At 63.2% G+C, this 405-nt stretch carries 1 protein-coding gene; it reads right to left on the bottom strand.

What is annotated here, in order from left to right; translation table 11 throughout:
* On the bottom strand, positions 1–405 hold a 405-nt coding region (locus EN991_RS39585), incomplete at both ends, for a peptidoglycan-binding domain-containing protein (protein ID WP_206519391.1).

Raw genomic sequence — 405 nt, 5'->3', positions numbered from 1 at the left:
ATAATTTTCCCAACAGCTCCGGCGTCGGCCAGCCATCCACCGGCAAACCTAGCCGCGTCTGCTCCTTACGGATCGCCTCGCGGGTGTTGGTACCCAAAATGCCGTCGACGGTGCCGACATCGTAGCCCTTGGCTTCCAGCTTGGTCTGCAATGCCTTCATCTGCTCATTGTTGAGACCGGTCTCGGGATTGCGCGGGTCCAGCGGCGGCGCGCCTGCCAGCCGTGCGGCAAGGTTGGCTGCCGTCAGCGCATAGGTGAAGGACTGGTTCCATTCGAGATAAACGTCGAAATTGTCGTAGGCGAGGAAGGCTGGCCCCTTGCGGCCCATCGGCAGCGCGAGGCCTGCTTTCAGGCCGTTGTCGACCAGCGGCGCGCCGCTGGTCGACAACGGCCTGAAAGCAGGCC

Source organism: Mesorhizobium sp. M7A.F.Ca.US.005.03.2.1, assembly GCF_003997795.1.
In the GTDB taxonomy this organism is placed as follows: domain Bacteria; phylum Pseudomonadota; class Alphaproteobacteria; order Rhizobiales; family Rhizobiaceae; genus Mesorhizobium; species Mesorhizobium ciceri.
Note: the sequence above shows the minus strand (reverse complement) of the source record. Positions and strands in the feature narration are given on the sequence as shown.